At 48.6% G+C, this 6,921-nt stretch carries 8 protein-coding genes; 3 read left to right on the top strand and 5 right to left on the bottom strand.

Annotated features, from left to right (window positions below; translation table 11 throughout):
* Nucleotides 1-487: 487 nt before the first annotated feature.
* Together Q0991_RS11105 and Q0991_RS11100 are read right to left on the bottom strand one after the other, a co-directional pair.
* Entirely contained in the window at nt 488-1,432 is a 945-nt protein-coding gene (locus Q0991_RS11105; protein ID WP_299488382.1) for a DMT family transporter, read from the bottom strand.
* Between the two features lie 120 nt (nt 1,433-1,552).
* Entirely contained in the window at nt 1,553-1,774 is a 222-nt protein-coding gene (locus Q0991_RS11100) for a hypothetical protein (RefSeq protein WP_299488379.1), read from the bottom strand.
* A gap of 303 nt (nt 1,775-2,077) precedes the next feature.
* Here Q0991_RS11100 and Q0991_RS11095 point away from each other — a divergent pair, with 303 nt between their 5' ends.
* Genes Q0991_RS11095 through Q0991_RS11085 form a run of 3 tightly spaced genes read left to right on the top strand, consistent with a single transcriptional unit; the run spans nt 2,078 to nt 3,998 of the window.
* Nucleotides 2,078-2,323 carry a hypothetical protein gene (locus tag Q0991_RS11095; RefSeq protein ID WP_299488376.1) on the top strand — a complete coding sequence of 82 codons (246 nt, stop codon included), beginning with the start codon at nt 2,078-2,080 and terminating at the stop codon, nt 2,321-2,323.
* Nucleotides 2,324-2,361: 38 nt separating this feature from the next.
* Complete coding sequence (gene tmk / locus Q0991_RS11090; protein WP_299488373.1) at nt 2,362-3,057, top strand: dTMP kinase; 696 nt, start codon at nt 2,362-2,364, stop codon at nt 3,055-3,057.
* Entirely contained in the window at nt 3,045-3,998 is a 954-nt protein-coding gene (locus tag Q0991_RS11085; RefSeq protein ID WP_299488370.1) for a DNA polymerase III subunit delta', read from the top strand. Before tmk ends, Q0991_RS11085 begins: the two co-directional genes overlap by 13 nt.
* An 8-nt stretch (nt 3,999-4,006) precedes the next feature.
* Here Q0991_RS11085 and Q0991_RS11080 read toward each other — a convergent pair whose 3' ends face one another.
* From Q0991_RS11080 to Q0991_RS11070, 3 genes are all read right to left on the bottom strand, one after another.
* Nucleotides 4,007-4,399: a DUF4280 domain-containing protein gene (locus Q0991_RS11080; protein WP_299488367.1), complete on the bottom strand. Its 393-nt coding sequence runs from the start codon at nt 4,397-4,399 to the stop codon at nt 4,007-4,009.
* A gap of 22 nt (nt 4,400-4,421) precedes the next feature.
* Nucleotides 4,422-6,380 carry a VgrG-related protein gene (locus Q0991_RS11075; RefSeq protein WP_299488365.1) on the bottom strand — a complete coding sequence of 653 codons (1,959 nt, stop codon included), beginning with the start codon at nt 6,378-6,380 and terminating at the stop codon, nt 4,422-4,424.
* A gap of 25 nt (nt 6,381-6,405) precedes the next feature.
* A partial coding sequence (locus Q0991_RS11070; protein WP_299488362.1) for a hypothetical protein occupies nt 6,406-6,921 on the bottom strand: 516 nt, incomplete at its 5' end.

Below are 6,921 nucleotides of genomic sequence, written 5' to 3'. Positions count from 1 at the left end.
CTGGCTAGAACTGCTAGGATTCAAACTCTTCAAAAGAGCTTAGGCAATGGAATAAATCTTGGATGGGTCATTTCTAGAGATGGCCTGCTTTGTCGTGCGCGTGTTACCCATTTTCGGCCAGATCTGAACAAAGCCCAACTTCCTGAGTAGTAACGGAAACTTTCTCTACAATCACTCTAAATTCGTAATCCATCTCTCACCGTTACTTGCAAATCCCTGCAAGAGATAGAGTAACATGAAAAATCTAGAAAATATAGAATATTAACGCTTACAGGAATTGCTAACCGGAGAACCTCATCCCCACTGGCTGGAGCTGTTGGGATTCAAGCGATTCCAAAGGGCATAGTCTGACCTGATTGGGTAGAAGTAGACCTCAAGCCATCGATAATTGATGGTTTATTTTGCCGTGGAAGTGTAACCCAAAATCCCCTGTTTTTAAACCATGCCGGTTAATCTTTGCTTCGCAGCGATTGCGTCCTGCTCAGCATTAGGGAATAGAGGCTGCATTCTCTGGCTCTTGGTTCACGGGGTGAGATGCAGATTTCTTGGAACCGCCCAGACTAGCAATCAGGACGCCAACAAGCACCACGCCGAGCATTGACACTTGCAAATCCGAGGGTCTCTCTCCATTCAATAAAAAAGCATAGGTAACGCCAAAGATGGGGGAAAGTACCGTTAAGCGTCCGATTGTCCGGGAGTCCAAATGCGCAATTGCTCCGTACCAAAGGAACTGAGCACAGACAATCACAATAAGGGCGTAGATGGACATAATCATCCACAGCTTGCCGCTAAAGGCATCTCCAAAGTGATGAGGGCCAAACATCCGTAGGGCAATTAAGAAAAAGATCAGTGAAGACAAAATATTGCGAGAGAACACCACCACTTGTAGGGAAGCTGCCTTGGCAATCATCAGTTTGTTCACCAAAGATGACGCTGCGAACACAACTGTTGAGAGGAGGATAAAAATGTCACCGCGATTTACTTGGTATTGACTCGTTCTGAATGCGATCGCAACTACCCCCACAGCAATCATAGAAAACCCAAACCATTCCATCGGTTGGATCTGTTTTTTGAGCATGATGGCTCCCGCCAGGGCAAACAGAACAGGGCCTAATCGTCCCAATAAAACGGCATTGGTAACTGAAGTCTCTTGCAGCCCCAGGAAAATCAGGGTAGAGAGAAGGGTGGCTAAACCACCATTGAGCAACAGCCCCAGTCGCACCTTGGATTTGACGGTCTTTAATTCCGCAAGCATGGGACTAAACCCAAACCAACCCCCCACAACCAGAGCAGCACAGAAATTACCGATAAAAAGAATATTGCAAAAGGAAATGGGATGACTGACGCCGTCACTCAACTCAGCCCCTTTGGCGATTAGGAACGCAATCAAAGCGGGGCGGGCAGCAGAAAGGGCACGAGAGACCACTAACATGGCAGGCGGATTAAAAAGTTTAGATGAGTGGTTACAAAGCTCGTTCATTCCAGGCAATCAGAGTCGTTTCTGACACCTTACTGAATTAGACTGGGTCAAAGATGAGGCAGGACTGATAATTTAGTGAAGGACCGCCTCAGCCCTTATTGAGAAAGGAGGCCCGATGGGTACAATCATGGTGGAGCCCGCCGTATCCGAGCCGCTAAATGCTGGGCCACAGAATATAACCATCGTTAACGAAGCCGACGGAAACAATCCATCGGCTCGCAACCGCCGCAATCCTCTACCCGGCAATGGTTCAATTAAATGACCGCCACTCGTTTCAGGTGAGCCTAATCCCATTACATTTAATAAAATAGTGACGGTAGAAAAATGTTGAGCTATCTTGGATAAATCAAACTAAATTATCTTGGGTTTTTAAGTTGGACGCGGGGAATGCAAACAGTTTGTTTGTCACGTTAGCGATATCGCCTAGACAAACGGGTTGCTTTGCTGTCACTTAAAAACAAATATAAACAAGCCATTCTCTAGACTGGAGCCTATAGTTCTAATTGGAGAATTGGCTGAATTTGCCATGTCTTCTCGATCTAAAGAGTTGACCCAATGGTGTGGGGGGGAATGTTACCGCATCGCAGGAGAAGTTGCATGGAATGCACGGTCAATTTGACCCATCGTGACATCAATAACCTTATTTCTGTTTTGTACCTACAAACTCACTTAGAGGATGAAACGGCCCTTAGTCTTATTGATAAGCTGAATAGCGAATTAGAGCGCTGTATTACGGAACAGTGTGGAAGCCGAGTCGGGTCGTCTCACGACTATTTACAAGCCAGACAACGACTGACCCGTCAACTGTATTACCAACACCGTTCGCTTGACCCAGAGCCTTAAGGTGTCAAGATAAGACTGATGCTGTCGATGATTCATCCATGCTGGGGAAATTTGTGGTTTTTGAAGGAGGGGAAGGCGCTGGCAAAACGACACAGCTAATCCGGCTTCAAGAGTGGTTAGCCGTCTCGGGTTGGCTAGACCGTATTCAATCCGCTATGGCGGGCGATTCTTCTCCTATTGTGGTGACGAGAGAGCCCGGCGGCACCCTTTTAGGCAAAGGGATTCGCAAGTTGTTATTGGATGTCTCAGCCACAGGAGATGAATCGATTGATAAACGAGCGGAACTCTTGCTGTTTGCGGCGGATCGGGCTCAGCATGTTGCGGGGTTTCTAGGACCTCATCTGCAGCAAGGGGCTTTGGTCCTGTGCGATCGCTACACGGATTCGACGATTGCCTATCAGGGGTATGGCCGGAACTTAGATCTCAATTTAATCCACCAACTCGATCAGATTGCTACGCAAGGGCTAGAGAGCGACCTTACCCTATGGTTAGACCTAGACGTAGAAATAGGACTGGCCCGCACCCGACAACGGGGGCAAGATCCTGAAATCAAGGTCGATCGAATGGAGGCCACCGAAATTGCCTTTCACCAACGGTTACGGCAGGGATTTACAGCGTTAGCTCAACAGCATCCTGATCGGATGATTCGCATTGACGCCCACCAATCTGAATCTGCGATCGCCCAGCAGATTCAAGGCCTTCTTGAACAGCGTCTACGACAATGGTATCCCTAATGTTCTCAGATGTTGTGGGCCAGTCGGCAGCCATTGAGTACTTGAGTCGAGGGATCGCCACCCAGCGGATTGCTCCAGCTTACCTATTTGCCGGACCCGAAGGCGTCGGTCGCAGCCGGGTTGCAGCACAATTTATCAGCCACCTGCTCGATCCGACCCAATCGCAGCAGCGCACGCTGCAAAACCATCCCGATTTTCTGTGGATAGCCCCGACCTACAAATACAAAAACCAGTTGATGACTGTGGCTCAAATGCAGGAGCAAGATATCTCTTTACCCCGCAGCCACCCCCAAATCCGACTCGCCCAGATTCGGGCAATGACGCAATTTCTCAGCCAAGCCCCCCTGGAAGCTACTCGTTTGGCGGTGGTGATTGAAGGGGCGGAAACCATGGGTGAAGCGGCTGCAAATGCGCTGCTCAAGAGCTTAGAAGAACCGGGAAATGCCACGTTAATCCTTCTTGCACCTAATATTGATGCTTTAATCCCAACTTTGGTATCGCGGTGTCAGCGGATCCCTTTTCGCCGACTGACGTCTACACAAGTGGCTCAGGTACTAGAACAATCTGGCTATGGGGAAATTTTGGACCATCCTCAGTTGTTAGAGATGGCTCAAGGGAGTCCTGGAAGTGCGATCTCCCATTGGCAGCGGCAACAAGCTATTGCTCCTGATCTGTTGGAAGCCGATTTAAACCACCTTCAGTCTCCCCATGATTGTCTCCGTTTGGCCCAAAGTATTAACCAAGCCTTGGATCTGCCTTCTCAACTGTGGCTTCTAGACTTCTACCAGCAGTACTTTTGGCAAACCTATGGCAACTCAGCGCTACTCCATCCTCTAGAAAAGGCAAAGGAACAACTCCGCCACTATGCTCAGCCTCGATTAGTCTGGGAAGTTACCCTTCTATCGTTGGCAGAACAGCAAGATCATCCACTCTTTGAATAGCAACTAAATCAAGGGATTTGAGTGGTGACTTGCCCTGGATAGGTAATCTGAATAACCCCTCCCCAGGTGCAAAAACATTTAGACGAGTTATTTAATGCCGGGAAATTATTGATCAGCACCGTTGGTGAACCCGGTGTCCACGGGGCTGGAATAACGGGGATACAGGGCATCGGGGTAAGCACACCCATTGCTGCGGAAGTTGCTGAGGCGACGGTCGGATTCGCTAGGGAAGAACACATGCCAAAGGGCGGAATATTAGCAATGGGGGCATAATCCATAATGGTGGCGGCAGCAGGTCCTCCCGTCAGATCCGGTGGGCCTTTGGGAATCACGATCAATGAACTAGGCGTTGCCCCAAACGAACATTGTAATGACGCCCCCATGACGACTTGTTGTCCCATTGACTACTCCTTCCTGTCACTATCAATTGATCTTTACGATTGAGCCCTTGAGGGTATTCACCCCAGAGGCCTGAACGGTCACCAAAGCTCCATCAATTTTGGTTTGGGCAGTTCCTTTCATCGCAGCCTGAACCCCCTGAATCGTGACGCCAGAATTGCTGAGTTCAATCGATGAGCTTCCCACTTTTAAAGTAATTTTGGTTGTTGCCGTCAAGGTGATTTCCCCTGCATTCAGGCTAATCTTCCGCGAACTCCCACTGGTCCCGGATTTTACATTGATATCTCCCGTCGAAACCATATCGATCTTGGCGGAGCCATTATCATCCAGTAAGACTTTATGCCCCCCCTTGGATTTAATTTCTAGCTTTTTGCCTTGATCATCCAGCCGAGCATAATGCCCCTCTTTCGTTTTTAATTCCGCGAATTTTTCACTGTCATTCAGATACAAATGATGGCCATACACCGTATCTAAGTAGATCCCTTTCTTTTTGGCATCTTTATCTGCTTCTACAAATTGAAGGGTATGGCCCGTGCGAGTTTTCACCGTTCGGAGATTGACCTTGCCATCGACAATGGAACTCTCCACCTTCTCCGGGGGACTATCCTTTCCATTCCACACCCCACCCACAATATAGGGGCGGTGGATATCACCATGCTCAAACCCGACCAACACTTCATCATCCACTTCGGGTAAACAGTCAAAACCCCGATCTTTTCCGGCTCCACTGGCCACGACTCTGGCCCAGTTGCTCTCATGCTCCTCTGTCAGGGTGGGAAACTTGACTCGAACTCGTCCCCAGCCTTTTGGGTCTTTGTTATTCGTGACTTTGCCGACCAACAGGGTTTGGCCTGCCTGCAGCCGTTGAGAGGGAGCTAAGGTTGAGAGTAAATCTCCTCCCCGTAACCCGCGCACACTAAACTCTGTGGAATAAACCCGATCTTGAAATAAATGGCGCGTTTCAGTGATGTAATACTTGCCGCTGTATTTGCCCATATCTTTGAGTTGAACCACCTGTCCTGTTCTCAAATCAGGATTACCCTCAGCTCTAGCATCCGCCACCACAAACTCTCCCCCCAGTTCATCAATCAGAGCCTGGGCAATGGTATCGGCTTCCTTGGCACTAAAGACGGGTTGATCCACCACAATCATTTTGGGCGTTGTGGGTTTGCCATTAAAGACGGTGCTTTGCTTCTGGCCGGAGCCATGATCCGTGGAGGTTAGCAGTTTCTCAACATTTTTAGTGGAGACGATGGCTTGTTTCCGTTCATAATCCCAACCCCGTACTTCAACACTTTTAACCTGTTCTGCGCTGGTGACCCGCACTCGAAAGCTATGCAGATCCTTGAGCCAGGTCAGGGAAATATTGGAATTGGCTTTGGGCTTCCGGAAATTCATCTTGCCGTCTTGAACATAGAGTTCAAACCCATTCCGGGCTGCCCGCTCCCGTAAAAACTCCATATTGGTCTGATTCTCTTGAAAAATATAGTCATGGGGAGACCCACTGTTATCGATGGTGCCAGCGGGGATTCCGACTTCTCCAATCACTTTCTTGATTACATCCGTGTCGGTCATATTCTGGAAGGACCGATTGTAGCGACCTCGATGGAGTCGGTGGGACGTGTCGTAGCCCCGAATCACGATAGGGGCTTGGGAACTCGCGGTAAAGTTCGTTTCCATGCCGGTGATTTCTCCATCCAGCACATAGCCCTGATTCTCTTCGTCAAAGTCCTGGGCTTCGGTGGTGCTGCCGCTAAAGCCGATTTTGATGGTTTTACCAATCTGAAAGAGATCGTCATATTGCCAGGGAGCATCAACGGACCGACCAGAAAAGTAGTCGTTCTTGATCACCAGGACAAACATGCCAGGTAGGTGCAAGCTTTCTTCCACAGAAATCTGGAGAATATCTTCCATCAACTCGTTAGACGCTTTTTTGCCATCAATTTCTAAAAGTGGCTCGGCAATATAAGTAGTTACAGGCATGGGCAGTTAGCTTATTTTCTGTACTTTAGCGACCAAAGGTGGTTCGGTTGGAACGGCTATCCTGGGAGCGATTGGGAGAGGCAGACTGGCTTCCCCCTGCTAAGCTTGATTCGTCAATTTCCTTCAAGGACATATCCACTCGGGCTTGGACAGGTGTACCATCCGGTAAAAATAAGGTGAGTTTGTAAGTAATTTGCTCGACAAAACAGCGTAGGTATTGCTGGTCTCCCCAAGTGAAGATATAGATGGGCGGTCGTTTGTTGGCAGCGTCACCACTGTCATCAAAATCCAAGGCTTTGATCAATTTACTGACATAGGCATCTATAACGCTGGTCCCTTGCTCATAGGTATCAAATAAGATATTGCTCAAGGACAGAGAGCAGGCTTCTGGATAGGCAAAGGTGACCTTGGGTAATCCCTTAGCCGTTCGTGCCCCTTGGCTTTCATTTAGACGCATCGACTGCTGAAAAACCAACTCTGTGGGATTGAACATAAATTCAATATCTTTACTCTTGTCCGTGGGTTGGTGGACTAAAGTTGC

The organism is Acaryochloris sp. IP29b_bin.137 (assembly GCF_028285745.1).
In the GTDB taxonomy this organism is placed as follows: domain Bacteria; phylum Cyanobacteriota; class Cyanobacteriia; order Thermosynechococcales; family Thermosynechococcaceae; genus Acaryochloris.
The sequence above is the reverse complement of the archived record's forward strand: the minus strand, read 5'-3'. Positions and strand labels throughout refer to the sequence as shown.